General features: G+C 68.5%; 23 protein-coding genes. 6 read left to right on the top strand and 17 right to left on the bottom strand.

Annotation, left to right across the window (positions count from 1 at the left end):
- The first annotated feature begins 5 nt into the window (after window positions 1–5).
- From ACGFH6_RS11450 to ACGFH6_RS11435, 4 genes are all read left to right on the top strand, one after another.
- Window positions 6–827, top strand: coding sequence for an SDR family NAD(P)-dependent oxidoreductase (locus ACGFH6_RS11450; RefSeq protein WP_393382671.1), 822 nt, complete (start codon window positions 6–8; stop codon window positions 825–827).
- An 88-nt stretch (window positions 828–915) separates the two neighbouring features.
- Entirely contained in the window at window positions 916–1,686 is a 771-nt protein-coding gene (locus tag ACGFH6_RS11445) for a CPBP family intramembrane glutamic endopeptidase (protein ID WP_393382669.1), read from the top strand.
- 12 nt (window positions 1,687–1,698) lie between these two features.
- Window positions 1,699–2,817 carry a sensor histidine kinase gene (locus ACGFH6_RS11440; protein ID WP_393382667.1) on the top strand — a complete coding sequence of 373 codons (1,119 nt, stop codon included), beginning with the start codon at window positions 1,699–1,701 and terminating at the stop codon, window positions 2,815–2,817.
- Window positions 2,814–3,482 carry a response regulator gene (locus ACGFH6_RS11435; protein ID WP_393382665.1) on the top strand — a complete coding sequence of 223 codons (669 nt, stop codon included), beginning with the start codon at window positions 2,814–2,816 and terminating at the stop codon, window positions 3,480–3,482. The genes ACGFH6_RS11440 and ACGFH6_RS11435 overlap by 4 nt, the downstream gene beginning before the upstream one ends.
- Window positions 3,483–3,485: 3 nt before the next feature.
- On the opposite strand, the gene ACGFH6_RS11430 is transcribed toward ACGFH6_RS11435, so the two are convergent.
- The 15 genes from ACGFH6_RS11430 to ACGFH6_RS11360 form a co-directional block, all read right to left on the bottom strand.
- Window positions 3,486–3,941, bottom strand: coding sequence for a hypothetical protein (locus ACGFH6_RS11430; RefSeq protein ID WP_393382663.1), 456 nt, complete (start codon window positions 3,939–3,941; stop codon window positions 3,486–3,488).
- Window positions 3,938–4,243, bottom strand: coding sequence for a hypothetical protein (locus ACGFH6_RS11425; protein WP_393382661.1), 306 nt, complete (start codon window positions 4,241–4,243; stop codon window positions 3,938–3,940). The genes ACGFH6_RS11430 and ACGFH6_RS11425 overlap by 4 nt, the downstream gene beginning before the upstream one ends.
- 74 nt (window positions 4,244–4,317) lie before the next feature.
- Entirely contained in the window at window positions 4,318–5,823 is a 1,506-nt protein-coding gene (locus ACGFH6_RS11420; RefSeq protein ID WP_393382659.1) for an arylsulfatase, read from the bottom strand.
- A gap of 10 nt (window positions 5,824–5,833) precedes the next feature.
- The gene (locus ACGFH6_RS11415) at window positions 5,834–7,510 is read right to left on the bottom strand and encodes a hypothetical protein (RefSeq protein WP_393382657.1); all 1,677 of its coding nucleotides are present in this window, start codon (window positions 7,508–7,510) and stop codon (window positions 5,834–5,836) included.
- 45 nt (window positions 7,511–7,555) lie between these two features.
- Window positions 7,556–8,968, bottom strand: coding sequence for a sulfatase (locus ACGFH6_RS11410; RefSeq protein ID WP_393382655.1), 1,413 nt, complete (start codon window positions 8,966–8,968; stop codon window positions 7,556–7,558).
- Window positions 8,965–9,858, bottom strand: coding sequence for a carbohydrate ABC transporter permease (locus ACGFH6_RS11405; RefSeq protein ID WP_393382653.1), 894 nt, complete (start codon window positions 9,856–9,858; stop codon window positions 8,965–8,967). Before ACGFH6_RS11405 ends, ACGFH6_RS11410 begins: the two co-directional genes overlap by 4 nt.
- Window positions 9,855–10,760, bottom strand: a complete 906-nt coding sequence (locus ACGFH6_RS11400; protein WP_393382651.1) for a carbohydrate ABC transporter permease — start codon at window positions 10,758–10,760, stop codon at window positions 9,855–9,857. Before ACGFH6_RS11400 ends, ACGFH6_RS11405 begins: the two co-directional genes overlap by 4 nt.
- Window positions 10,757–12,160, bottom strand: coding sequence for an extracellular solute-binding protein (locus ACGFH6_RS11395; RefSeq protein ID WP_360447534.1), 1,404 nt, complete (start codon window positions 12,158–12,160; stop codon window positions 10,757–10,759). Before ACGFH6_RS11395 ends, ACGFH6_RS11400 begins: the two co-directional genes overlap by 4 nt.
- Window positions 12,157–14,181, bottom strand: coding sequence for an ADP-ribosylglycohydrolase family protein (locus ACGFH6_RS11390; protein WP_393382649.1), 2,025 nt, complete (start codon window positions 14,179–14,181; stop codon window positions 12,157–12,159). Before ACGFH6_RS11390 ends, ACGFH6_RS11395 begins: the two co-directional genes overlap by 4 nt.
- Window positions 14,181–14,570 (bottom strand): D-ribose pyranase, encoded by a 390-nt coding sequence (gene rbsD / locus ACGFH6_RS11385; RefSeq protein ID WP_393382647.1) that lies wholly within the window; start codon window positions 14,568–14,570, stop codon window positions 14,181–14,183. The genes ACGFH6_RS11390 and rbsD overlap by 1 nt, the downstream gene beginning before the upstream one ends.
- A gap of 1 nt (window position 14,571) precedes the next feature.
- Window positions 14,572–15,618, bottom strand: coding sequence for a LacI family DNA-binding transcriptional regulator (locus ACGFH6_RS11380; RefSeq protein WP_393382646.1), 1,047 nt, complete (start codon window positions 15,616–15,618; stop codon window positions 14,572–14,574).
- Between the two features lie 115 nt (window positions 15,619–15,733).
- Window positions 15,734–17,014 (bottom strand): hypothetical protein, encoded by a 1,281-nt coding sequence (locus tag ACGFH6_RS11375; RefSeq protein ID WP_393382644.1) that lies wholly within the window; start codon window positions 17,012–17,014, stop codon window positions 15,734–15,736.
- 97 nt (window positions 17,015–17,111) lie between these two features.
- A complete protein-coding gene (locus tag ACGFH6_RS11370) occupies window positions 17,112–18,212 on the bottom strand; it encodes a sensor histidine kinase (RefSeq protein ID WP_393382643.1) in 1,101 nt (366 codons plus the stop codon).
- 13 nt (window positions 18,213–18,225) lie between these two features.
- The gene (locus ACGFH6_RS11365; RefSeq protein ID WP_393382641.1) at window positions 18,226–19,383 is read right to left on the bottom strand and encodes a sensor histidine kinase; all 1,158 of its coding nucleotides are present in this window, start codon (window positions 19,381–19,383) and stop codon (window positions 18,226–18,228) included.
- 30 nt (window positions 19,384–19,413) lie between these two features.
- Window positions 19,414–19,956 carry a hypothetical protein gene (locus tag ACGFH6_RS11360; RefSeq protein ID WP_393382640.1) on the bottom strand — a complete coding sequence of 181 codons (543 nt, stop codon included), beginning with the start codon at window positions 19,954–19,956 and terminating at the stop codon, window positions 19,414–19,416.
- A gap of 149 nt (window positions 19,957–20,105) precedes the next feature.
- On the opposite strand from ACGFH6_RS11360, the gene ACGFH6_RS11355 reads away from it, so the two are divergent.
- A complete protein-coding gene (locus tag ACGFH6_RS11355; protein ID WP_393382639.1) occupies window positions 20,106–20,774 on the top strand; it encodes a response regulator in 669 nt (222 codons plus the stop codon).
- Here ACGFH6_RS11355 and ACGFH6_RS11350 read toward each other — a convergent pair.
- Window positions 20,771–21,166, bottom strand: coding sequence for a hypothetical protein (locus ACGFH6_RS11350; RefSeq protein ID WP_393382637.1), 396 nt, complete (start codon window positions 21,164–21,166; stop codon window positions 20,771–20,773). The genes ACGFH6_RS11355 and ACGFH6_RS11350 overlap by 4 nt on opposite strands.
- A 12-nt stretch (window positions 21,167–21,178) precedes the next feature.
- Entirely contained in the window at window positions 21,179–21,934 is a 756-nt protein-coding gene (locus ACGFH6_RS11345; RefSeq protein ID WP_393382635.1) for an FHA domain-containing protein, read from the bottom strand.
- Window positions 21,935–22,136: 202 nt separating this feature from the next.
- On the opposite strand from ACGFH6_RS11345, the gene ACGFH6_RS11340 reads away from it, so the two are divergent.
- Window positions 22,137–23,309, top strand: a complete 1,173-nt coding sequence (locus ACGFH6_RS11340) for a uracil-xanthine permease family protein (RefSeq protein ID WP_393382633.1) — start codon at window positions 22,137–22,139, stop codon at window positions 23,307–23,309.
- Window positions 23,310–23,370 lie beyond the last annotated feature (61 nt).

Genomic DNA, 23,370 nt, shown 5'->3' with positions numbered 1-23,370 from the left:
ACCCCATGAGCAAGGTTTGGTTCGTCACTGGTTCATCACGCGGACTGGGACGCAGCTTCGTCGAAGCCGCGCTGTCCCGGGGCGACAAGGTGGCCGCGACCGCGCGGAAGGTCGCTACCCTCCATGACCTGGTCGTCAAGTACGGCGACGCGGTGCTCCCGCTCGAGCTGGACGTGACCAGCAAGACCGCGGTCTTCGAGAGCGTGGAGCAGGCATGGCAACACTTCGGCCGCCTTGACGTGATCGTGAACAACGCGGGCTACGGCCTGTCCGGCGCCGTCGAGGAACTGACCGAGCAGCAACTGCGCGATCAGTTCGAGACCAACTTCTTCGGCGGGGTGTGGGTCGTCCAGGCCGCACTCCCCCACCTGCGCGAGCAGGGCGACGGGCACATCATCCAGATCTCCTCGGTCGCCGGCGTCTCCGGGTTCCCGCTCGGCGCCGCGTACTGCGCTTCCAAGTGGGCCCTCGAAGGCCTGAGCGAATCCCTCGCCCAGGAGGTCGCCGACTTCGGCATCAAGGTGACCCTGGTCGAGCCCGGCGGCTATGCCACCGAGGGCAACGCGGGCGCCGACCACGCTCAGCCCGACCCGCGGTACGACGGTCTGCGCGAGTCCTTCGCGGCATACGCGAAGACACTCGACCTCGGCGACCCGGCGGCCGCGGGCCAGGCGATCCTGAAGCTCGCCGACGCCGACAACCCGCCACTGCGAGTGTTCTTCGGCAACCAGGGCAACGCGATCGTCCAACAGGTGTACGCCGACCGTCTCGCGACCTGGTCCGACTGGCAGGACCTTTCCTTGGAGGCCCATGGCCGTACCCCCTGAGGGGTGTGCCGACTGACCCCGTTGGGAGGACGTACGTCGTACTGCCTGACGCCTACCGTCCTTGCATCAGACGCAAGGAGGAGGGGCCATGCAGACAACAACAAGCCTGACACAGACCGGTGTGGCTGCGATCCCGCAGTACTCACGCCGAATGGTGCTGGCCGTCTGGGCCGCGGCCGCCGCACCGATGGCTGCCCTGGCCTGGGTGGTGGCCCCGGCCATCGTGGGCGACGGTGCGTCCTCCAGGCGGTTCTTCATCACGCTGCTGTCGGCACTGACGTTCGGACTGCTGTGGCAGGCCGTCCTGGTCGTGATCCTGGTGCTGCGCGAACGGCGCGATCCGTCATGGACCAATGTCCGTGACCGCCTGTGGTTGCGACCACCACAGACAGCATCGAGGCGCGGCGGCCGGCTGTGGTGGTGGGTCCTGGTCTACGCCCTGGCCCTCGCGGCGCTGGACATGCTGCCGTTCGGGCCGAGCGGCCCCGACGGGCGGAACTTCGGTCACTTCCTGGAGTCGGGCGCCGGGCAGGCGACGTTCCATCACGCATGGTGGCTGTACGCACTGGTCGCGTTCGAGCTGTTCCTGAACACGGTCATCGGCGAGGAGTTGCTGTTCCGCGGGCTCCTCCTGCCGCGGATGGGCAAGGCGTTCGGGCGGGCGGACTGGATCGTGAACGGCGTGCTGTTCGGCGTCTACCACCTGCACGAACCGTGGGTGATCCCGAACGCGATCGCGACCGGGTTCCTCACCGCGGGACCGAGCAAGAGATATCGCAGCTCGCTGATGGGAATCGCCATCCACTCGGTAGAGTCGGTGTTCTTCCTGGTGGTGTTGCTGCCCATGGTGATCAGCTAACCGAGGGGTGCCATGAACTCCTCTCGATCGATGGTCCGGCGTCTCGCCCGCCTCCGTGCGGTCCCGGCGCCGGCCGTCGACGCGGCCATCGCCGTCGTCTTCGTCGCGGTGGTCGCGGTGGACCGGACCCAGGAACCGGTCGACGGCGGGGCGGCCATGGTCGCCCTGTCCGTCGTCCTGACGCTGATGATCGCGGGCGGTCTCGTCGTACGACGCTCCTTCCCGTTGGCCGGGTTCGTCGCGGGGACCGTGGGGTTGTCGGTCGAAGCGTTGGCCGGCATCAGCAGCGCGGTGTCGCCGTACGCCAACCTGATCGGGATCTACTCGCTGGGCCTGTATGCCACGAGACGGCGCGCGCTCCTCGGACCGCCGCTGGCTGTGATCGGTACGGCGATCTACTTCGCCGGTAACAGCGATACCGCAGCCTTCGAGGGAATAGGCGTGCTGTTCTCCTGGATCGCCACCTGGGCGGTCGGCTACAGCAATGCCCGGCGGCGTGAGGAGCAGGAGCGCGCCCGGCGTGCGGCCCGGCAGCAGGCAATCGCCGAAGAACAGATCCGGGTGGCACGCGAACTGCACGACGTGGTCGGCCACACGGTGAATCTGCTCATCGTCCAGGCCGGCGCGGCCAGACTGCTGCTGGACACCGACCCGGCCAAAGCCCGCGAGCTCCTGGCCGGGATGGAGCAGACCGGTCGGGACTCTCTCGCAGATCTGGACCAGGCGCTCGGCAACTTGCGTCCGGCGTCGCATCCCGCTCCCGGATTGGCGCAGATCCCCGGCCTGGTGGACCGACTCACCGACGCCCGGGTCCGAGTGGTCCTGAGCCTCGACCCGGCGCTGCGACTGCCTCGCACCCTGGATCTGTCGGCGTACCGGATCGTCCAGGAGGGACTGACCAACGTCCTCAAGCACGCGGCCCCGTGCGCCGCCACCGTCGACGTCCATCGCGACGGTGACGCCGTGGTGGTCGAGATCGCGGATGACGGGCCTGGACTGCCCGACCAGCACGTCCCGGGACGCGGACTCCTGGGGATCGCGGAGCGGGTCTCGCTCTGCGGAGGCGTGCTGGAACAAGGCCGTGGTCCGGGACGTGGGTTCACCTTGAGGGCGGTGCTTCCGCTGCCATGACGATCCGGGTGCTGCTCGCCGACGACGACGCCCTGCTCCGCGCGGGACTGGCCGTCGTACTCGGAACCGCGCCGGACCTCGACGTGATCGCCGAGGCCGAGGACGGGTTGCAGGCGGTGGAGCTCTGCCGCGAGCACGCACCGGACGTCGTACTGATGGACGTCCGGATGCCCGGCATCGACGGGATCGAAGCCACCCGGCGCCTGGTCGCGACCAGGCCTGACTCCCGGATCCTGATCCTGACGACGTTCCAGTACGACGAATACGTCTGGGGCGCGCTGCGCGCCGGGGCCAGCGGCTTCCTCCTCAAACGCACCTCGCCCGAACGCCTCATCGACGCCGTCCGCACGATCGCCGCCGGCGAGGCCCTCCTCGACCCCGCCGTCACCCGGGACCTCATCCACCGCTTCGTCTCAGGCCAACCCGGGACCTCCGCCGAGGCTGAGGTCCTCACGGTCCTGACCGACCGGGAGCAACAGGTCCTCGCCCTCGTCGCCGACGGCCTGTCCAACGACGAGATCGCAGACCTGCTGGTGATCGCCGAATCCACCACCAAGACCCACGTCAAACGAATCCTCGCCAAGATCGGCGCCCGCGACCGAGCCCAAGCCGTCGTCTTCGCCTACCGCAGCGGCCTCGTCACCCAGGACCGCCCCCGCAACTGAGTCTCAGGCAGCGCACCAGACCGCGAAGAGCAACCAGCCACCGGCCGCCACTGTCAGCACCGTGCCGCCGCGATAGATCCAGTCGCGCACTCTCGGCGGCGGGTACTTCTTGCGGTCGTACGGATCGGTCTTCTTGACGACGCCGTCTTCCACCAGCCGTTCAAGTCGGGTCGAGGCCCACTCGAAGCCACCGTAGGCAAGACCGAGCAGGCCACCGGCCCCCAGCGCGAGACTGAAGAAGACGGCACGGTAGAAGGGACGATCGTTGAACACACCGGCCGCAACGTCACCTGCGCCGTACAACGCGATGCCGCCGAGACCACCGGTGAAGTAGAAGCACAACCGCATCCGCCGCTGGTACTTCGCGATCTGGCGGCTGTAGTCGCACTCAGTTGCTGCATCAGCGGCAGGCTCCGATCCCCCGGCAGGCTCTTCAGCCGCGGTGGAGTCGGTCGTCATAGCGGGTCGTGCCAGAAGCTGTTCAGAAAGGCGCGCGCCCCCTCGACGTACTGTTCGACCTCGCCGGCGGTCAGGTCGGCTTCGCCGTACTGCTGACGCATGGCGACCGCGATGATCACCTGTTCTGCCATCAACTCCGCCGCCCGCGGCGGAGCGTTGAACAACAGTCCGCCCGCCAAGTCACGGGCAACGCCCTCTGCATCCCCGAGGTACACCGTCATCCCGTGACGCTCGAAGCGTTCCTCCACGAGCTGCCGAGCCGTGCCAAACGGTTCGGGCCCGAACACCACACCACCGCTCACGATTCCCCCCACTCAACCCTCAGGCCTGTGGTGACTGAGCGTAAGACCACACGCCCCGCGGACACCAGAGGCAACTACCGGGACGTCCGCGAGTGAGCCGGGAGTACGTCGAAGGGGAGGCCGCTGGACTCGGAGCGGCAGATGGATTGGAGTTGGGTGTAGAGGGCGGCAACTGTCTCGGGTGCGGTGGACCAGAGGTTGGTGGTTTCGGTGGGGTCGGTGGAGAGGTCGTAGAGCTGGCCGTCGGGGTGGGCGGCGTCCCAGGCGGGGTTGGCGTGGGCCTTGCCGGAGCCGGCGCTGAACAGGGCGCTGATCGACGGTTCCGAGAAGCCGCCGCCGGAGCCGGGCGCGAAGATCGCCTTCCACCGGCCGGAGCGGATCGCGAAGCGGCCGCCGAGGCTGTGGTGGACCACCGGCCGGTCGGCCGGCAACGACTCGCCCCGGGTCAGTGCGCCAAGCAGGTCCTGACCGTCCTCGGCGGCTCCGTCCGGAAGCGCCGCACCGGTCGCGGCCGCGACCGTCGGTAGGACGTCGGTGAGACAGATCGGGGCCTCGAGCAACGAGCCCGCCGGGATCCGGCCCGGCCAGTGGGCGATGAACGGCTCGCGGTGGCCGCCGTCCCACAGGTCGCCCTTCTGGCCGCGCCAATCACCGTTGGGACGGTGCTGCGCCATGTCCCCGTCGTCGTCGAAGATCATCGGCGCACCGTTGTCGCTGGTGACGATGACCAACGTGTTCTCGGTCTCGCCGCGCTCGGCGATCGCCTGCAGAACTTCACCAACAGCCCAGTCGACCAGGCAGACGGCGTCCGCCCGGTCCCCCAGTCCGGAGCGGCCACGGATGAAGTCCGGTGGCACACACGGCCGGTGCGGCGCCGAGGGCGCGACGTAACACAAGTACGGCGTACCAGGCTCGATCCCCCGCAGCCAGTCGACAGCCTCGCCGACGAACCGTACGTCGGCCTCGTCCTCGCGCCAGCCGTCCACCTGCAGCCCCGGCCGCTGCTCGGTCAGGTAGATCTCCTTCTCCCGGTCGGGCACCCCGGCAGTGCGATCGTCGGAGATGAAGGCGTACGGCGGCATGTCCAGCGACCCCGCGATCCCGAAGAACCGGTCGAAACCCAACTCGGTCGGACCACCGGTGACCGCTGCGGTGTAGTCGATGTCGCGCCCGAAGTCGGTCTCGACGTCGTCATGCAGCACCGCTCCAGGCGCGAACGCATCCCGGACCGACCCGTCGCGATGTCGCCAGCCAAGGCCCAGGTGCCACTTGCCGAAGGCACCGGTCGTGTAGCCGGCGTCGCGCAGCACGCTCGCCATCGTCGGCCGGTCCGGCTCGATCAGCGCCGGACCGTGTCCCATCAGCACGAAGTTCTTCAGCGGGCCGCGCCACGCATAGCGTCCGGTCATCAGGGCGTACCGGCTCGGCGTGCAGACCGCGGAGGCCGAGTGACAGTCGGTCAGCCGAGCACCGCCGGCGGCGAGCCTGTCGATGTTCGGGGTCGGGATGGCCGAGCCGTAGCAGCCGAGATCCCCCCACCCCATGTCATCGGCCAGTACGACGACCACGTTCGGTCTCACGAGGTTCCTCTCATCGGTGCGAGCAGGGGGCATGCGCGCTCTTCACGATCCGGACCTGATCCGTCGTCGCCGGATCGATCTGGAAGTTGCCGTCGGCAGCGTTCGCCACACACGTGCCGTTCATCGAGACGTTCATCAGCGTGACGTCGGACACCCGGTGATCGGGATCCCCACCGGTGAAGACATTCGGCATCGTGAACGGCGTCTGCGCGGTGATGTCGCGGAACACCAGGCCGGAGAGCTGGCCGAACCCGAGCGCCGGGTCGTACCACTTCGGATGCTTCTCCAAGATGATGTAGAACAGCCGCCAGTTCGCGTCCTCCACCCGGATGTCCTCGAACAGGAATCTCTGCAGGTGCCCGGGAGTGGCGTGCCGGGCCCGGAAGATCGCTTGCGGCGAGAGCCAGTAGTGCTCGGCGTGAATGACGTCGTTGTCGTAGACGTGGAAGTCGGCCTGGTCGGTGAGGATGTTCCAGCTGATCATGAACGGCGCACCGTTCTCGAGCTGCCAGACGACGTTGTCCCGGATCACCGAGTCACCTGTCATCGGCTTCAGCGCGTCGTCGTTCACCTTGCAGAAGTTGCCCTCGACCAGGCTCGCCGTACCGGCCCAGATGCAGTCGGTGCTGTACCACCAGCTCATCACCTTCAGGTTGTGCACGGTGATGTGGTCACCCAGCACCCGCACGTTGAATCGCGGGCCGTTGACGAAGGTCAGGCCGTCGACCACCACGTTGCTCGAGTTCGACGACCCCGTCGAACAGGCGGCGTGCGGAGGCTGGCCGGGATCGTGACAGTCGATGTCGATCAGCCCGGGCTGGTTCTTGTTCGCGTCCTGATCGCCGGTGTCGAGGTACGTCCCGTCGATGACGCCGCGGCCACGGATCACCACGTTGTGCACGCCGACACCCTTGAACGTCCCCTGCACCCACGCGCCGCCCGCGACGTACACCGTCTGGTTCGAGTGCAACTGCACAGTGCCGAGCTGATGCAGTCCGGGGCCGAGATACAGCACGTTGGGGTCCTGAGCCGGCGGTACGTCGACCTCCGGCGGATTCGCGAACACCAGCATCGGATGCAGTACCGGGTTGGTCGTGTTCGGCGTGAACTCCACCGAGACGTTGGCGGCTTGCGTCAGAGTGAACGCGCACGTGTTGCCGGAGAAGTGCGTGCGGATCCGGGCCGACTCCGGCCGCACCAGACAGCCGGTCGCCGTACCGCTCAGCTTGTGCACCTCAACGGTCACCGGCCCGGCGAACGAGAACGACGTCCAGGACGTGTCCTTCTCCAGGTTGGTGTCGGTCTTGCGCGCCCCGACCTGGTAGACGAAGGAGCTTGTACTCCGTCCCCGCCGACCGACCGTGACGGAGTACTGATCGGAGACCGGGCTGCCGGCCGCCGGTGGGTACGTCGTCAGCTGCGGCCTGGCATGGTGGTCGGCCTCGATCGAACCGTACGGGAGCTTCGCACGTTCGCGGGCCAGGTCGCGCAGCATCGTGTCGGTGGTCCGGGTGATCTGGTTCGCGAGTTGCTCCACCTGCGGCAGCGGGCCGTCGATCGCCTGGCTGCTACCGCCCTGGTCGTACTCCGTCCCGACGTACCGCGGGCCGGGCTGGGCTCCGGCCGGCGCGGCCGCGACCAACCCCGCGACCGAGACGAGCGCGGCGACCACTCGTACGAGCTTCATATGCCTCACCTCTCGACAACGACAACGACAGCGACAGCGACGGGGTCAGCCGAAGCGACGCTGGAACTTGGCTTCGGGGTCCCACTCGTTCAGGCCCGGGCACCCGAACGCGGGCGCGAGCACGTAGTGGTCGTAGGTCTCGACCAACTGGTCCCGCAGCAGCGTGTGGTGACGCCGGAGCTCGTCCACGTGCTTCTCGCTGTCGACCAGGTTGGTCATTTCGTACGGGTCTTCCTCAAGGTCGAAGAACTGCCAGGGCTTTCCACCGTGGGCGTCGCCGAGCACCGTGTACTTGTAGCGACTGGTCCGGAAGCCGCGCCACGTCTCTTCATGGAACGGCATCCCCGGCCGCATCTCCGCGACGAACTCGAGCAGCACCCCCTCGCGGTCGAGCCCGGTCTCGTCACCGCGGGCGAGCGGCGACAGGTCCAGCCCGGGCTTCGGATCACGCGGTACGACGCCGGCCAGTCCGAGCAGGGTCGGGAACAGATCCTCGGTGCTGACCGGATCGGCCACCACCGACGACGCGATGCCCGCACCGGACAGGATCAGCGGGACACCGAGCGACTCCTCCCACGGACGCTGCTTCGCCAGCAGACCGTGGCAGCCGAGCAGTTCACCGTGGTCCGCGGTCAGACCGATCACGGTGTTCTCCAGCTGACCGGTCTCGCGCAGAGCGCTGACCAGGCGCCCGACGTTGTCGTCGAGGTTCTCGATCATCGCGTAGTACACCCGAAGGTCGTCGATCAGATCCCGGCCGTGCGGTCCGCGTTTGTTGTAGTCCTTGCCGACGTCAACGTTCTCCCGCAGGACGATCTCGCGGTCCTTCCAGCGCTCGACGTACTCCGGTGGCGCAGTGAAGATCGGGTGCGGCGGCTCCACCGACAGCACCGTCGCCCACGGCTTGTCCGACGGCGTGCGCAGGTCGGCGATCGCGAGGTCGAACAGGCCGTCGGTCTGGAACCCGTCGATCTTGTGGGCCTGCGGATCGTCCTCGTTCCAGTAGTAGGTGTCCCACGGGTCGTTGCAGATGTCGAAGCCCGCGAACCGCTGGAACCGGCCCTGGTACGGCCGCGGCACCTGGGTCCGCGAGGTCTTCACCACGGTGTGGCCCGGGTAGTGGCCGAAGTTCCCGTACAGGTGCCACTTCCCGTAGAGCGCAGTCTGGTAGCCGGCCCCGTTCAGCTCGTCGGCGAGGGTGCGCTCGGCCGGCGACATCCGCCACTCGATCGACGGGATGAACCGGGTGTGCGCGTACTCCCCCGTCATCAGCGAGAACCGGTACGGCACACAGACCGGGTACGTCGAGCACGCGGCGTCGAAGCGCGTCCCGGCCGCCGCCAGCGCGTCGATGTTCGGCGTGGCGACGTTCGGGTCGCCGTACGCGCCGAGGGCCTGGCGGCGCAACTGGTCGGCGACGATCAGGACGAGGTTCGGACGGGTGTCGGGTGACGTCACTTGAGTCCTCCTGCGGTGAGACCGCTGACGAATCGGCGTTGCAGTACGAGGAACAGCAGCACGACCGGGCCGAGCATGAAGATCGCCGCGGCGCTCGTCATCCCCCAGTCGGTCGAGTGCTGGTCCTGGAAGGCGAGGAAGCTGGTCGCCACCGGGCGCAGCTTCGGGTCGTGGATGAAGGTGATCGCCCAGAAGAACTCGTTCCACGACCACAGCGCGACGATCAGCGCGACGGTCAGGAAGCCCGGCCACGCCAGTGGCAGCACGACCCGGCGGGCGATCTGCAGGTCGGACGCGCCGTCCAGCCGGGCCGCCTCGGTGTAGTCCTTCGGGATCTTCAGCAGGAAGGATCTCAGCAGCAAGGTGGCGAACGGCGCGTCGGTGGCCCAGTAGATGACGATCAGCCCGAACAGGTTGTCGACCAGGTGCAACTGAGTCCAGAGGAAGAACAGCGGCACCAGGAACAACTGCACGGGCAGCGCACTGCCGAGGAACAGGTACCCGACCACGATCCCGCTGCCCGGCACCTGCAGATGACTGAGCGCGTACGCCGCGAGGCCGGCGATCAGGCAGGTGCCGAGGACGGCACCGAGACAGATGATCGCGCTGTTGCGCATGGTGGTGGCGAAGTCGCCGCGCGTCCACGCCTCGGTGAAGTTGTCCAGGCTGATGGAGGTCGGCGGTGCCAGCGGGTTGGTCCCGATCTCCGCGTTGTTCTTGAACGCGTTGAACACCACCGCGACCAGTGGCCCGATCGCGAACAGTGCCAGCACGATCAGCACGATGTACGCCCCGGCGCCTCCACCGGAACGGCGGGACCGCCGCGGACTGGCGGCCGGCGGGCCAGGCGTGCGGGTGGTGGTCGCCGGGTCGATGACAGTGGTGGTCACTCGTCCTCCCATCCCTTCTTGCGCAGGTACTGGTAGACGGCCAGGATCGCGGCGGTGATGGCGGTCATCGAGAGTCCGAGTGCGGCGGCGTACCCGGCGGAGTACTCGTTGAAGGCCTGCTTGTACATCAGCGTCGAGACCACTTCGCTGGAGCCGGCCGGACCGCCCTGGGTCATGATGAAGATGTAGTCGAACGCCTTGAGCGTCCAGATCACCGTCATCAGGATCACGAAGATCATCGTCGGGCGGATGCCTGGCAGGGTGACCGACAGGAACTGCTGCCACTTGCCGGCACCGTCGACGCTGGCCGCGTCGTACAACTGCGGGTCGATGCCCTGCATCGCGGCGAGGAAGATCACCGCGAGGAAGCCCCAGAAGTGCCAGTCGACGACGAAGTTCACGCTGACCAACGACGTGGCGGTGTCACCGAGCCACGAATGATCGATCCCGAACTGGTGACCGATCCCACTGGTCGGCGACAGCAACATCTTCCAGACCGCCGCGTTCACCACACTGGCCACGACGTACGGAATGAAGTAGAGCGCGCGGAACAGGACCTGGAAGCGGCGGACCTGACTGAGCAGGTAGGCGCCCAGCAGACCCATTGCCATCGGCACCGAACCGAACAGCACGAACCAGATCACGTTGTGCAGCAGAGCCTGATGGACATCGGGATCGGTGAAGGCCTTGGTGTAGTTCTCCAGCCCGATGAACTCGGCCGGCCCGAGCCCGGACCAGTCGGTCAGCGAGTAGTACACCGTCGCGATCGACGGACCGAGCACCACCACCAGGTTGAGCACCAGCAGCGGTGCCAGGAAGGCCCAGCCGATCACCGCCGACCGGCGCCGCGCCCGAGCGGCGCCAGGCGCCCGTACGGCGGTGCCGGCGACGGCGGTCGTCATTTGGCCGGGCCCTGGGCGGGCAGGGCGGGGATGGTGCCGTCGGCCTTCTCCTCGGTGAAGAGCCGGTCGAGTTCCTTGCAGTAGTCGGCCGCCTTGATCTTCTTGGTCAGCACCTGCTCGAGCCCCTCGTAGACGTACACGTCCGTCTTCGGTGGCCACCAGGTCCACGTGACGTACCCGTAGTCACCCGTCGAGACCGCCTTGTTCAGCGAGGTCAGCACGCGGGCCGAGCGAGGGTCGATCTTCTTCGGGATGTCGGCGTCGGCGAAGTCGATCGGGATGTTGTACGTCGCCGGTACGTCGGCCATCCGCTGCAGGGCCGCGCCGCGGTCACCGTAGTACCAGTTCATGAAGGTCGCGGCGGCGTCCTTGTTCTTGCTGGCCTCGTTGATCCCGAGCGAACCGCCGATGCCCAGTTCGAACAGCGGGTACTTGACCTCGGACCTCAGCGCCGGGATCGGCATCCAGTCCCACTCGTTGTCGTTCTTCGCCTTGGCACCGAAGTACTGGCCGACCTGGCTCATGAACCAGCCGCCCTGCGGGATCATCGCGACCTTGCCCTTGCCGAAGTTCGCGCCGATCTCCTGCGAGGGAACGGCGAAGTACTTGTCGACGCCGCCGGCCAGCCAGCCCTTGTCGAAGTAGCTCTGCACCAGTTCGACCGCCTCGACGAAGACCGGGTCGGTGAACTTGATGTCGCCGGACAGCGCCTGGTGCAAGGCGTCCGGACCCGAGTAGTGGTTCCAGAACACCGTCATCAGCCACTCGCCGGCGGCCTTCCAGTCCACGTTGGAGGAACCGAACGCGGTGATGCCCTGACCGTGCGCCTCGGCCGCCAGTGCCTCGAGCTCGTCGCGGTTCGTGGGCTGCTTCCAGCCCTTCGACGCGAACAGCGTCTTGTTGAAGTAGAGCATCATCGTGTCCACCCGCATGGGCAGCGCGAACAGCTTGTCCTCGGTCGTGAACGCGTTCATCGCCCAGGCCGACAGCTTGTCCTTCCAGCCGTACTTGTCCGCGTACGGCGTCAGGTCCGCAAGTGCGTGCGCCTTGCTCCAGGCCAGGGTCTGAGTGGCCGACGGACCACGGACCACATCGGGCCCGGACCGGGCCTGCAGGGCGGTCTGCACGAGCCGGCGCAGGTCGTCACCCTTGTAGTAGGTCGTGTTCAGGTCGACCGACGGGTTCGCCTTCTCGAACAGGGCGGCGACCTGCTCGTTGAAGTACTTCTGGTTCGCGTCGCCCTGGATGTCGAGCCACAGGTCGACCTTGCCGCTGCCCGAGCCGGCCCCACTGTCGTCGCTGCCTCCACAAGCGGTGAGGACACCGGGCGCGGCGATGGCAGCCGCGCTCAGGCCCGCACCGGTCAGGAAACGGCGGCGGCTGAACGGATGTGCGGTCATGATTCCTCCTCGCGGGAGATGGGTGTGATGCGGACCTCTTGGGTCGCCGTCCGGCCCTCGGTGACCACCAGCGCGACGCCGCCGCAGTCGTACGCGGGGTCGGTGAGGTCGAACAGAGCCTCGCCGTCGACGGCGGCGACGAGCCGGTCGCCGTCCACCGTGAGGGCGAGCCGATAAGTGTGGCCGTACTCCCAGTCGAACGCGCGGCTCGCGAGCACAGTGTGGTGCCGAACGAGGCGGACGGTGTTCCGGTCGGCCAGTTCGAGCGCGTAGTACCGCTGCAGCCCTTGGACCCGAGCCGCGATGCCGGCCGACGCCGCCAGATGCGGAGTCACATCGGCGGTGACGGTGTAGTTCTGCCAGTCCCTGGATCCCTGGCTGAGCAGGCCGGTGCCCCGGTTCTGCACGATGCGGAACGGCTCCGGCCAATGGCCGTCCCAGCGGTCGACCGCGCGGAGCCAGGCACGACGCCAAACGGTTCCGGCCACCGGTCGCGTGAGGGTTACGTCGGGTGCGCCGTCCCAGGTCAGGCGGTCCAACTGGACGGTGCCCGAAGTCGTCAGACCGACAGCCGCGACCGGCTGGCCTCCGAGCTCCGGCACGGTGAAGGCCAGCTCCGCGGACTCGCCCGCGGACAGGGTCGTCCCCGGTCCGGAGACGGTGCGCAGTTCGTCGTTCTCGTCGTACGCCGTGATTGTCAGTCGCACCTCGGCGTCGTCCGTGGCGTCGACGTGTGCCGTGACCGTCTGCCCGGTGTAGAGGGTGGGGCTCGCGAGCAGGCCGTAGATCGGCATGTCCAGAGCCTCGGGCGGGATGAACGTCGGCGTACTGACCGTCGTTGCCCCCGGCACCGTCAGGCGGGTGTCGTGGTTCACGACCTGACCGTTGCCCTCAGCAACGGCGAAGCCCTGCACGGAGCCCGGGAAGGCGAAGTGGAACCGGGCGCCGTCCTTCGGGACCACCGGTCGCTCACCGGCCCAGGTCCGTCCGTGCCCGGCGAGAGTCAGGGCCTCACGCGCAGCGTCGGTGATGCAGGAGCCACCGTCGGCGGCCGGCAGGTAGAGCCGGTCGGCGATCGGGCCACGCCAGTCCGGGCCGGCGTCGAGGCCGGCCAGCCCACCTCGGACGCCGCAGATCGCACCGACGTTGCCGGCGTTCGAGTCGGTGTCCCAGCCGGAGGTGTTGACCACCGTCATCGCCTGGGCGAACTCGCCGCCACTGTGCGCGAGGGCGTTGATGATCGTCGCGTGGTTGGGGATCACGTGGCAGTTGCCGCCGTACAGGTGGTAGCCGTACCGCTCCTCGATCCGTTCCCGAGTCGCTTTCCAGTCACCGCCGGTGGCCCATTCGCGGACGTCGGCGACGACGCGGTAGATCAGGCTGTCCTTCGGGATCAGCGTGACCGCGGTGTCGAGCAGCCGATCCATGTCCGGCTCCACGAACGACTGTGCGACCAGGGCCGCGACCACACGAGCAGCATGGATCGCCTCACCGTCGTGGCTCACCCGGGCGGCTCGCTCGGCCAGGTCGGCCGCGGCCTGCGGATCGCCCGGCCGCGTCATCGCGAACCCCTCGACGAAGATCTGCGCACCGACCTGCTCGGCGACCACCTGACCGTTGCGCGCCATCGCACCGCTGTCCGGCGGCAGGATGCCGGCCTTCATCCGCAGGTACGCCGTGTGCTCGGTCGAGTTGCCGAGCCCACCCCACCACAACACCGTCTGTTCCTCGACGATCTGGTCGAGCCAGGTCTGCCCGACCTGCTCCGACGTCGGCTCGACACCGTGGTCGCGCAGCGCCCGCGGGAACACCAGCGTCCCGCTGATGTCGTCGTCGGTGACCACCAGCAGGTGGTTCTTCAGCGGCAGATCCATACGGTCGTTGACGTAGTAGGTGATGTCGCCGAGTTCGTCGACGATCCGCTGGTACCGCCAGCCCTCGAACGGCCGGCCCAGATAGACGGCGATCACCTTGCCGAGCACACCGGCGTACACCCGGTCTTCGTAGTCAGCCGGAATCATCAGAACGGCACTCCCGCGGTCAGGATCACATTGGCGTACGGCGTGGTCTCGCCGGTGCGGACGACGGCCCGCGAGGTCCGGCAGAGGACCTTGAAGTCTTCGTGGCTGGTCCGTTTCAGCGGGACCGAGCCGAGGTGTTCGTCGAGGCCTCGCAGCAACCGCGAGTCCGTCAGCTCCTGCGCGATCAGGGCCTGCTCGACCACCAGTTCGGCGGCGAGCGCGGCCAGCACCGGCAGCAACGCGGGCTCGTCGCGGGCCCAGACCAGATCGATCGTCTCGACCTCCGGCGGGACCGGCAGCCCGGGATCCGCGAGCACGATCGTCTCGGTATGTCGCAGACCGGCCACCACCGCGGCCAGCCGCGGGTGCCACAGTCCTGATCGACGCATCTCAGTCCTCCGTTTCGGGTGCGTCTCCGCCCGTCGGGTCGATGCAGCCGCACGACCCGCGCCGGACCAGCTGGACCGGCAGGACCTCGGTCCTCGCCTCGTCCGCGTCGACCTCACCCACGCCCAGTTGCTGCACGAGATGGCTCACCGCCGCCCGCGCCAGCAGGCGGAACGGCTGCTGGACCGTGGTCAGGCCCGGCGTCGAGTACATGGCCGCGGCCACACCGTCGAACGATGCGATCGCCAGTTCGTCCGGACAGACCAGGCCGAGCTCGGCGACGGCACGCAGTACACCCATCGCCTGCTCGTCGCTGGCCACGAAGATCGCGTCCGGCCGCTCGTCCGCGGCGAGCATCTTGCGGGCCGCGCTGTACCCGGCCTGCCGGCCGAACGGCGCGTGCCACAGCGACATCGCATCCGGTTGGATGCCGCCGTCCGCCAGCGCCGCACGCCAGCCGGCGACTCGGTCCGTCGCGGGCATCACGTCCTGCGGTCCGGCCAGGCACGCGATCCGCCGCCGGCCGTGTTCGAGCAGATGCCGGGTCGCGGCGTACGCACCGCCGTGGTTGTCGACGAGCACGGCCGGCGCGATCCCTTCCACGGCACGGTCGAGCGTCACCCACGGCGTCTTCGCGCGCTGCAGGTCCTCCAGGCAGCCCAGCGGACCGTGCGCCGGAACCAGGAACAGCCCGTCGACCTGACGGGCCAGGAAGGTCTGCACGTACGTCGTCTGCCGGTCGTCGTCCTCCGACGAGTTGCCGATCAGCAACGTGTACCCCTCGGCGAACGACTCCTCCTCGATCGCGCGGGCGAGTTCGGCGAAGTAGGGGTTGGCGTTGTCCGGGACGACCAGGCCCAGCGTCATCGTCCGGGCCATCCGCAGCGAGCGGGCGATCCCGTTCGGCCGGTAGCCGAGCTGCTCGATCGCGGCCAGCACCCGCTGCCGCGTCTCCTCCGCGACCCCGCGAGGTCCGCCGTTGAGCACGTAGCTCACGACCGAGGGCGACGTACCCGCCAACCGGGCCACGTCCGAGCGCCGCACCGTCACCGCGCCTCCGATCAACACGAGTTGCGTGGAATCGAGCGGCCAGCATGTCGCGCCGGTCACATCTCGAGCAACACGTGTTGATCCGTCGTGACCCAACCGTGATGAAGGTGGTCTGTCAGCGGCTGCTGTGCGTCGGAGCGGGGTCGAGCGGCGGGTACGGCGAGTCCGCGAGGCCGAGGTTCCGCCAGACGAAGCGGGGGACGCGGGCCAGGAAGCCGCGGAGGAAGTCGGAGCTGTGGGCGATGACCCCATGGCTGTGGGTGCCCGGCGCGAACCAGGCCCAGTCCTCGGTGATCCTGAACGACGCCGGTGGGTTGGCCATCAGGTACTCCATCTGGCGGGGATGGATGACGTCGTACGCGAACTTGGTGTCCTGGGCGGTGACGGCGAACTGGTCGTTGAAGTCTTCGCTCTCGAAGCTGATCCCGCGCCCGAAGCCCCGCCGGGCGACCTGGATCCACGGCATCCGGGCCGGCAGCTGGAAGCCGAGGATCGGCTCGCTGTGGTTCTCGACGACGGTTCGGGTATGGGTCCGGCCCTCGCTGTCGGTCGACGTCTCGGTGCGGGTGGTCTTCCAGTGGTGCGTGAACGCGACGAACGGCGGACCGTCGCCGTCGCGTCCCCGGATCACCTCACTGGTGCTGTGATCGTGGCCCGACCGAGTCACCGGGGTGACCTGCAGCAGGCTGTCGTCGACGCCGATCCAGTACCACTCCGGGTGGTGGTAGAAGGTCAGCCGAGGCGGCTGCTCCGGCTGGATCCACTGATCCAGCGGTGTGGCGTCGATCGCCGCGGCGACGGTGGCCAGTTGCTCCAGCCAGGGACCGAGCAGCTCGACGTCCTTGCGCGGCGGATCCAGAACGACCAGCTGGTCGGCGTCGATGCTGAGGTTCACACCCGGCTGGCCCGCGGCAAGCGCGGTCAGCCGCTCACACAGCTGCGGCGTCATCACCGCTGCCGCGAACGCCGGGTCCAGTGCACCGACCTGCCAGCCCTGCCCGAGGTGTGCGGGGGTCTGCATGACGGTCGCTTCGACGCCGGACCGCGGCTGCGTCTGACCGCCGGTGATCCACAGCTCCGGCAGCCGGCGGGACAGCGTGACCATCCCGACCCAGCCTGACCAGTACTCCGAGTCGTACTCGATGACCTGGAACGCCCGGCCGGAGCTGGTGAGGCCGGTGATCTGATCGTCCGGCTTGCGCCGGAAGCCCATCCCGAACGGCGGATTGCCGAGCCGGCCGACGGCGTCGAACGCCGGACTGTTCACGAACGTCCAGCCGCGATTCCGCAACGACTTGATGTACTGCTGCCGCCGTACCAGCGCGATGATGCCCCAGATGATCCCGGCCGCACCGACGACCACGACGGACAGTACGAAGATCCCTGACCCCGCCACGTCCACCTCCTTCAGCCCAGAACCCAACCACACGGCCGGGTCCAGCCGCAGGAACGTCTGACGCATCAGCCGCCCGAACCGCTCCGCCGGAACCGGGTCAGTTCGGCAAGGTGGCCTTGACCTGCCAGCCACCGCGGAAGGTCGGCCCGGCGTCCAGCCGGCCGTCGAGGTCCTGGACACGTTCGCGCAGACCGAGGAGACCGCGACCGGTGCCGGACAGTCCGGGCGGTTCCTGGGTCGGATGATCGTTCTCGACGGAGACGGTCAGAGCGCGATCGGAGCCGTCGACCAGGACTCGTACGGCGGCACCCGGCGCGTGGCGCAGCGCGTTGGTCAGGCTCTCCTGTACGACCCGAAACGCGATATGCGCGGTGGGCGCGGCCAACCCGTCGTACTCCCCCTCGAACCGGCAGGACACGTCGAGTCCGCCCTGCGCGGCCCGGGTCACGACCTCCTCGATCAACGACAGATCCGGTCCGGACACCTCGGTGCCGCCGAGCAACTCGACGAGCCGCCGCAGGTCGTCGCGTCCTTGTCGTGCCGACTCGGCGATCGCGGCGAAGACCTCCTTGGCCCGGACCGGGTCGTGGTCGAGCAGTCGCTGACCGGCCGCCGCCTGGATGACCATGACGCTGATCGCGTGCCCGACGATGTCGTGCAGCTCCGAGGCGATCCGCGCCCGCTCGTGGCGCAGCGCGAGTTCGGCGTACAGCTCCCGCTCCTCCTCGAGCTCACGGCCCCGCAGTGCGAGCCGGTCCGTGGTCTCCCGTCTCAGCCGCAGGACGGTGCCGGCGAGGAACCCCGGCGCGCTGAACATCACCAAGGCGGTTCCGGTGGTGTCGCCGAGCACGAGCCACAAGACGAACAGGTACGCCGCCAACCCGAGCGCGGCCACCCACGACGCCCGGCCCGACCAGCCCAACGCAGTCACGGTCGTCAGCAATGCCAGGACCGCGAACGACAGATCGGGGAACCAGCCGTAGTCGCCGAGAACGGCGGCCAGCAGGTAGAGCAGGCCACCAACGACGGCGACCACCCGTGGATGAGTCCGCCACCACGCCAGCGCGAGTCCGCCTGCCACCAGAAGTGCGGCGAACACGTTCCCCAGGACGGTGGTCGGCCAGCCGTGGACCGCCGTCGGCACAACAACCACGGCGAGTACGAGGGCCACGACCGCTGCCTGCTCGAGCCTGCGCATGGTCACCTCCAGGTCAGCCGAGCACGGGCAGCTGGGCCACCGCGCCGGCCCGGCCGCGGGCGACCTTGACCTCGACCGAGCCGCCGAGCAGTTTGGCGCGCTCCCGGGCCCGGGCGGTCGCTGCCTTCAGCTCGCCAGGCTTGTCCACCAGTCCACTCACGCGGATCTCGAGGGCGTCCGCCTCGAACCGCACCGCGACATCGATCGGAGAGTCCGCGTGGTCGGCCAGCGCCGCGACCAGGTGCTCGACGATGCGGTACGCCGAGAGCTCGACCGTTGCCGGCAGCACCCGTGGATCCCCCGTCACGGTCAGCCGCGAGTACGCCGTACGCAGCCTCGCCAGGAGTGCGTCGAGGTGGGCGACCGTCGGGGCGGGTGCCAGCGCGACGTCGCCACCGCGGAGCAGGCCGACGATCTCGCGCATGTCGTCCAGCGTCTGCCGGCTGACGGACTCGATCGACTCCAGCACGGCCTTCGCCTGCGCCGGTTCGAGGCTGCTCGCCGACTCGGCGGCCATGGTCAGGTCGGCCAGGCGCTCTTGGAGCAGTCCGTCGAGCTGCCGCGAGAGCCGGGCCCGATCGTCGGCCACGTGGAGCGCGGCCCGCTCGTCACGCAGCCGCCGCAACTCCTCCTCATGGAGCTCGAGTTCCTCGTTCAGGACTGCTCGCTGACGGGCGGCTCTGCCGATCCCGAAGACGATGAGGAGGACGGGCAGCCCGATCGCGATGGCGCCAGGGCCGGTGGTCGCATCGACGATCAGCACGGCCACGGTCAGCAAGGCCGAGAGTGCGCAGACGATCCAGGCCGTCGTGCGTTCCGCCGCCAGCGCTCCGAGGAACGCCAGCACGAACGCGAGCGGAAGCCCGGCACCGCAACGGGTCACCCAGCCGAAGACGATGTCGTGCAGCGTCATCGCCAGCAGCGCGACGGCGGTGACGACGACGAGGTTGCGTCGCCACCAGAGCACCGGAATCGTCGTGGCGGCGTACGCCGGGAGCATCCAGACCGAGTGAGAACTCGGCGGGTGGGCCATCGATCCCTCCGCGATGGCCCTGGCGGCCTCGGCCTCGGACAGGTGGATGTCGAACCACATCAGCAGGAAACCGAGCGCGGTGAGGCCTCCCGCAAGGAGCCAGTCGCGGCCCTTGATCCCCCGGAAGACCTCACTCATCGCCGATCCCCTCCCCCGTCGCAGATCCGCTCAGACGGCCGCACGCTCGGTGGCCGGCGCCATCCCCGCGGACTGCTTCTCGACTCGATTCTGCACGAGCAGGCCGAGTCCGTAGAAGACCCCGGTGATCGGCAGCGCCAGCGCCAGGCCGCTGAGGATCTTGTCGATCGACGCGTCCCTGGCCAGCATCGCGACCTCGAGGACGACGATGCCCGCGAGGGCGATCACGTGATTCGTCCAGGCACCGGCGAACCGGGCCACGGCGTACGCGAGCGCGAACGCCAGCGGGAGGACCACGCCACAGCGTGTGTTCCAACCGAACGCGAGCACATGCCCGATCGTGGCGACCGCGGTGACGACCACGACCGCGACGATGTTGCGCCGGCGCCACAGGATCGGCAGTGTGACGAGCACGAAGGCCGGCAGCATCGCCCACGACGTCGACGACTGCGCGTGCGGCAGGTCGTCCGAGATCGCCTCGATGTTCCCGTACATCAGGAACGCACCGGCCGCCGTCATCAGCACCGCCAGGACGTAGTCGCTGGGCCGGACCCCCTTGAAGATTCCGTTCATCGCTCTTTCCTTCCCTCCCGTGGGCCGGCCCGACCGGCCCCGATGCAGCGACGTTAGGAGGCGGGCCGCGTCGCCCACGTCTGCCGCGAGGACGATTGTTCGCGAGCGGCGTCCTCCGCAGGGATGCCCCCGCAGGGCACAATCACGGTGTGCCCGACAAGATCCGCGTGCTCGTCGCCGACGACCAGACGCTCGTCCGCACCGGTTTCCGGGTCATCCTGGAGGCCGAGGGCGACATCGAGGTCGTCGCCGAGGCCGACACCGGCACCGAGGCGATCCGGCAAGCCGAGCTGGTGCGGCCCGATGTGATCCTGATGGACATCCGGATGCCCGAGCTCGACGGCCTGTCCGCGACCGAGCAGATCCGCCGGCGGCCTGACCCGCCCACGATCGTCGTCCTCACCACGTTCGACCAGAACGAGTACGTCTACCGCGCCCTGCGCGCCGGTGCGGCCGGGTTCCTGCTCAAGGACTCCCCGTCAAGCCGGCTGGTCGCCGCCGTGCGGGCCGCGGCCACGGGCGACTCACTGATCGAGCCGTCGATCACCCAACGGCTGGTCGAGCGCTTCGTCGAACCGGTCGAGCCGGACGGACGCCCCGAGAAACTGGCGGCTCTGACCGACCGCGAACTCGACGTACTGCGGCTGATCGCGCGCGGACTGTCCAACGCGGAGATCGCGGCCGAACTGGTCGTGGCCGAGACGACGGTGAAGACCCACGTCGCCCGGCTCCTCACGAAGCTCGGCATCCGCGACCGCGTCCAGGCCGTGGTCGTCGCCTATGAAACCGGCTTCGTCACCCGCAATCCCGAGGGTTAGGCCAACAGCGGTAGGAGCTGGAGGATCGGGGCGCCGAGGCTGCCGAGCCAGCCGGCGAGGGTTTGCAGGGGCTGGACCAGGGCCGCGCCCGCGGACGCGAGTGAGCCTGCGGACAGCAGCAGCCGCGTGAGTCTCTCCAGCGAGCTCGCGGCCCGGGACCGATCGGGCTCAGGTTTCCGGATCTCCGTCTCGATCTCGCGCACCTCCGCCTCCGCGGCAGCCGAGGTCTGCTGCTCGAGCGGAGCGAGCCGGAGCCCGGCGCGCAGATCGACGACAGCCTGTCGGGCCGCCTCCGGTGTCACCATCACGCCCTGCTGACCGCCGGTGATGTGCTGGTCCCGGCCGACGTTGTTGATGTTGCCGGCCGACTGGTTGCCGATGTTGAAGGTCATCACGCATCCCTTTCAGGGGCCGCGGTACGGCCGTGGCGGCGGCAGTTCCCGGTCGACCCGCTTGCGCCGCGATGTCGCGACGATGTGCAGCACGATCCCGATGATGATCAGCAGGATGCCGAGGGTGTTGATCAGGCCACCCAGCAGTGTCGTCACGAAGCCGTCCCCGAAGTCGTCCGGCGGACCGGTCGAGTCCAGCGGCGTATCGATGATCAGCTTGAAGAAGCTGTAGCCACCGGCGTAGGCGATGCCCAGACCGGCCACGAAGAGGACGACTCCCATCCAGACCAGCCATCGCGCCTTGGTCCTCGTGGCCGCGATCTCACGGAAGAAGCTCTCCCGCTGCTGGATGATCTGCTGCGAGTAGTTGTACTGGTCCCGCCCGACGTTGTTGATCGATTCCGCCCGCTGGTCCCTGATGTCGTAGCGAACCGCGGGCTGCGGCGCCGGTGTCCCATCGCCTTCGTAGCGAAGCCGAAGGCCGGCGAACGCCACCGTGTCACCGGCGGACAACTGACGCGGAGCACCGATCGGTACGTCGTTCACGTACGTGCCACCGGACGACCCGAGGTCCTCGACGTAGTCCAGACCGCCACTGCGCCACAGAGCGGCGTGCGTACGGCTCACCTGGATGTCGTCGAAGCGCACGTCGCAGCTCGGCAACCGGCCGACCGTCAACCGGTTCCCGACCAGGCTGATCCGCCGCCCCTGGTCCGACCCCGCACTCTCCACAACCAGGTAGGTCGCTCCAGCAGTCGACGGCCCCAAGTCACCACCCCCGAATTCCAGGAAACCACCCCGAATTCAGGCCTGCAATAGGGAGACATTGACAGAGAGCGACCGCGCCGCGCATCTTCACGACATGCCGTTGCGATATTCGCCGAAAGGCACACCACGAGGCCCCTGGCGACTGCATGGTCACGGGCGCCTGTCCGGCACGACTGATGTCGTCGCGCCCCAGGAACGGCTCGTGCTTCCGCAGATGCTCGCGATCGGCGCACAGCACACCTTGGCGATGTTCGGCGGCACGGCCCTCGTCCCGATCCTCACCGGCTTCCCCGTCAGCACCACCGTCTTGTTCTCCGGGATCGGAACCCTGGTGTTTCTCGTCGTAACGGCCGGCCGGGTCCCGTCGTACACCGGCTCGAGCTTCGCGTTCATCGCCCCAGTGCTCGCCGCCAAGGTGAACGGCGGCGTCTCCGGTGCGCTCGGCGGCATCGTGTGCACCGGGATTCTGCTCGCGGTGATCGGCGGGGTCGTGCACTACGTAGGTCCCGGTCCGGTCGCCCGGCTCCTCCCGCCGACGGTCACCGGGGCGGTCGTCGTCATCGTCGGTCTGAACCTGGCGCCCGTCGCCAAGGACCAGTTCAGCGCACAGCCGGGCATCGCTGTGGTCACGCTGCTGGCGATTCTGCTCGCCGGGGTACTGCTTCGCGGCCTCTGGGCGCGACTGTCCATCCTTCTCGGCATCTGCGCGGGTTACGCCCTCGCGGCGGTCCTGGGTGAGGTCGACTGGAGTCCGGTCGAACGCGCTCCCTGGGTGGGCATCCCGGAACTTACCGCGCCGACGTTCGAGCCGCGCGCCATCGTCCTGATCGTGCCGGCCGTGCTCCTCGTGTTGCTCGCCGAGAACGCCGGACACGTGAAGGCGGTCAGCGCCGTGACGGGCGACAATCTGGACGGAATGCTCGGCCGCTCCTACATCGGCGACGGGCTCGCGACGTGCATCGCCGGCAGCTTCGGTGGTTCGGGTACGACGACGTATGCGGAGAACATCGGCGTGATGGGGCTGACGCGGGTGTACTCCACCCTGGCCTACCTGATCGCGGGCTGCTTCGCGATCCTGCTCGGTCTGTTGCCGAAGTTCGGCGCCGCGGTCTCCGCGATGCCGGTCGGGGTCGTCGGCGGCGCGGCCACCGCACTGTTCGGTCTGATCGCCGTCCTAGGTGCCCGGATCTGGATCGACGGCCCGGTCGACTTCCGCGACTACGTGAACCTTTCCACGGTTGCGGTCGCCCTCATCGTCGGCGTCGGCGACTTCACTCTGCAAGTAGGTGACTACCGGTTCGCCGGGATCGCCTGCGGTTCCGTGACGGCGATTGTCGTCTACCACGTGCTCCGGACCTTGCAACGGCGAGCCTGACGGCGCATGTCTTCTGCATCCCTTGCCGCAGACGGGAACCGAAACTAGCCTCTTGACACAA

Source organism: Kribbella sp. NPDC049227 (genome assembly GCF_043197265.1).
GTDB lineage: Bacteria > Actinomycetota > Actinomycetes > Propionibacteriales > Kribbellaceae > Kribbella.
Note: the sequence above shows the minus strand (reverse complement) of the source record. Positions and strands in the feature narration are given on the sequence as shown.

Excerpts from the sequence above, each read along its gene's own strand:
- ACGFH6_RS11450 (WP_393382671.1), top strand. The coding sequence starts at position 6 with ATGAGCAAGGTTTGGTTCGTCACTGGTTCATCACGCGGACTGGGACGC.
- ACGFH6_RS11445 (WP_393382669.1), top strand. The coding sequence starts at position 916 with ATGCAGACAACAACAAGCCTGACACAGACCGGTGTGGCTGCGATCCCG.
- ACGFH6_RS11440 (WP_393382667.1), top strand. The coding sequence starts at position 1,699 with ATGAACTCCTCTCGATCGATGGTCCGGCGTCTCGCCCGCCTCCGTGCG.
- ACGFH6_RS11435 (WP_393382665.1), top strand. The coding sequence starts at position 2,814 with ATGACGATCCGGGTGCTGCTCGCCGACGACGACGCCCTGCTCCGCGCG.
- ACGFH6_RS11430 (WP_393382663.1), bottom strand. The coding sequence starts at position 3,941 with ATGACGACCGACTCCACCGCGGCTGAAGAGCCTGCCGGGGGATCGGAG.
- ACGFH6_RS11415 (WP_393382657.1), bottom strand. The coding sequence starts at position 7,510 with ATGAAGCTCGTACGAGTGGTCGCCGCGCTCGTCTCGGTCGCGGGGTTG.
- ACGFH6_RS11400 (WP_393382651.1), bottom strand. The coding sequence starts at position 10,760 with ATGACGACCGCCGTCGCCGGCACCGCCGTACGGGCGCCTGGCGCCGCT.
- ACGFH6_RS11395 (WP_360447534.1), bottom strand. The coding sequence starts at position 12,160 with ATGACCGCACATCCGTTCAGCCGCCGCCGTTTCCTGACCGGTGCGGGC.
- ACGFH6_RS11390 (WP_393382649.1), bottom strand. The coding sequence starts at position 14,181 with ATGATTCCGGCTGACTACGAAGACCGGGTGTACGCCGGTGTGCTCGGC.
- rbsD (WP_393382647.1), bottom strand. The coding sequence starts at position 14,570 with ATGCGTCGATCAGGACTGTGGCACCCGCGGCTGGCCGCGGTGGTGGCC.
- ACGFH6_RS11370 (WP_393382643.1), bottom strand. The coding sequence starts at position 18,212 with ATGCGCAGGCTCGAGCAGGCAGCGGTCGTGGCCCTCGTACTCGCCGTG.
- ACGFH6_RS11365 (WP_393382641.1), bottom strand. The coding sequence starts at position 19,383 with ATGAGTGAGGTCTTCCGGGGGATCAAGGGCCGCGACTGGCTCCTTGCG.
- ACGFH6_RS11360 (WP_393382640.1), bottom strand. The coding sequence starts at position 19,956 with ATGAACGGAATCTTCAAGGGGGTCCGGCCCAGCGACTACGTCCTGGCG.
- ACGFH6_RS11350 (WP_393382637.1), bottom strand. The coding sequence starts at position 21,166 with ATGACCTTCAACATCGGCAACCAGTCGGCCGGCAACATCAACAACGTC.